The following is a 2252-nucleotide window of genomic DNA, read 5'->3' on the forward strand; positions in this document are numbered from 1 at the left end:
CAGGCCGTATCGCGCTGACCTGCGACAACGACGCCCCGGACCCATTCATGTGCCCATCAACTGATGAACTCGGGGGAAAATACGTGAACGCATGAGAACTACGGAGGGGCGTTCTCTCAGGCCAGGCACCCTGCGACCGCTGTTTCCGCAGGTCACAGCCCCGCCCAGGGAAAACTCCTAAAGCGGGTGTCGCAGGTTCGAATCCTGCCGGGGGCACAGAGAAACACCAGGCCAGGGGCCCTTCCGTCCAGCGGACGGGAGGGCTCCTGCGCTTGCGGCGCAGATACGGCAAACATGCCGTGCGCGGATGGTGGGGAGCCGTGCAGGACGCCCGCCAAGGACGAGCCGGCCCGGCGCCGGCACGAGAAGCTGGTCGAGCGCCTTGAGGCGCTGATGCGGGCCGCCCTCAAGCCCGAATGCCAGAGGGCTACCCGTTCAGCGGGGGCCGGAGTGCGCTCTGCGGCTTTCCCCTTCGCAGGTCAGAACGGTGGCAGACCTGAACGGACCCCCGGACGAACGTTTGGAAAGCGTGCTGGGTGCAGCCCCTCACGAGTTCGAATCTCGTATCCTCCGCCAGTGCCTCACCGACCACGCACGTTGAAGGGCCCCACCGCGAGCGGTGGGGCCCTTCAACGTGCGTGGTCTCAGTTGCCGTTCCGGCGGCTGGGCGCTATCGGCCGTTGAGCCGGGTGAGACACACGGCGCAGTACACGGCGGCGGCGCACGGCCGTATCTACGGCGAGGTCGTCCTCCGCATTCTTTGCCGAGCACTGCGCCGGGGCAGCAGGGATCGAGTTCGCGATCAGGTGAGTGGGCTGGAGGTTCCCGGCGCAGGGGCCTGGTAGGCCGTTAGGCTCCGCTTTCGGCGCTGCGGCTCAGGCGAAGACGCATCAGCCGCGCTGCGCACACCACCACGGGTACGGCGACAGCGGGCACGGTCCACCACGGGATGCCGATCCACACCGCCGGCAGGCCCACCCCGAAACAGACCGCGATGGTGGTGAGGAGCAGCCGCTTACCGTACGGGTTCCAGGTGAAGGGCTCGTAGCCACAGGGCCTGACCAGACGCACCGCGCCGAACACGAAGGCCTGAGCCGCGAAGAGCCCGGCGAGCACGCCGATGGCAGCGGTCATCTGGAGCTCGTCACGGGGCGCCTCCGAGGTGTTCTGCCGTATACCGTCCTTGCTGAGCACCACGATGTCGCGGCGCCAGGCGGTGGCCTCGACCCGGTCGCCGGACTCGAGCCGCTTCAGGAGCGGCCCGGGGTCGCCGAAGGACACGGTTCCCCGCCAGGAGTCCTGGTCCGTCAGGGTCGCCCTGTAGGAGGAACCCTTCCCGCCGTTCCCGTTCACCGTCTCCTCCACGGTGAGGTGCCAGGTACTCAGGCAGTCCGTCCGCCCCCGCTCCATCGCACGGGAGGAGCACGGCTCGGCCGCACGGTAGTCCCGGTAGCGCTCGCTGTCGGAGGGCAGCCACCAGCCGAACACCCAGTGGCAGGCTGCTGCCGATATCAGGGACAGCAGGATCAGCAGCACGCCCGTGAACCGCGTCCGCCCCGGCGACCGCCGACCGGCACGGCCCTCGCTCGGCAGCCTGCCCGTGCTGTACGTCGTACCCGTCACCCGTGTTGTCATCGTCTGCCTCCTCCGCCCCAGCTTTCATCAACCGGAAGCGGGAACACCACGAGGTCGGACGGCAGTCCGGGAGAGACAGTGGCTTCCGTATTCAAGCAAGCGCAGCCGCGATGGGGCCCTCGAGGGGTGGGATCGGATCGCGGAATCCGAGCCGGAGACGTCGTGGTGGGTGCGCCCCACCAGATTCCGCGCTCAGAACTGAGGCGGGGAGATCCAACCGGCCGCCGACAGCCGTCGTGCTTTCTTCGGGGCAGCAGCGAAGTAGCAGCAAGGACCCAGCGTTGCGGTACAGCGTCAACGGCCCCTGATGACCGCAGTATCAGCGCTGCGGACCGCAATGACCGTGCAGTCAGTGGTTCGGGACGAAGAGGTCGTGCCAGACCCGTGCCAGATCCTGCGGGGAACCACGGGGAACTCCGGGGAACCAGCCGACCGTCCACTGGGCACCGACACCGCTCCACCGCAGGTCAGGCCAGAACAGGCCCGAGATGCCCTTGGCTTCCCAAGCTGATGGCCTACCTCCCGCCTTGCCCTCAAAGGAGCTACGCCGGGCCAACGCCATCCTGAAGTCCGCCTCGGCTTTCTTCGCCGCGGAGCTGGACCGCCCACTGCGCTGA

The 2252-nt window shown here is 68.0% G+C and carries 2 protein-coding genes; both read right to left on the reverse strand.

Annotation, left to right across the window (positions count from 1 at the left end):
• Positions 1-849: 849 nt before the first annotated feature.
• The gene (locus JL475_RS38645; RefSeq protein WP_237409487.1) at positions 850-1635 is read right to left on the reverse strand and encodes a hypothetical protein; all 786 of its coding nucleotides are present in this window, start codon (positions 1633-1635) and stop codon (positions 850-852) included.
• Between the two features lie 349 nt (positions 1636-1984).
• A partial coding sequence (locus JL475_RS41030) for a hypothetical protein (RefSeq protein ID WP_237409490.1) occupies positions 1985-2252 on the reverse strand: 268 nt, incomplete at its 5' end.

The sequence above is a fragment of the Streptomyces sp. M2CJ-2 genome, from assembly GCF_016757295.1.
Lineage (GTDB): Bacteria > Actinomycetota > Actinomycetes > Streptomycetales > Streptomycetaceae > Streptomyces.

Bases quoted from the DNA above. Each gene is read 5' to 3' on its own strand.
- JL475_RS38645 (WP_237409487.1), bottom strand. From the start codon at position 1,635: ATGACAACACGGGTGACGGGTACGACGTACAGCACGGGCAGGCTGCCG.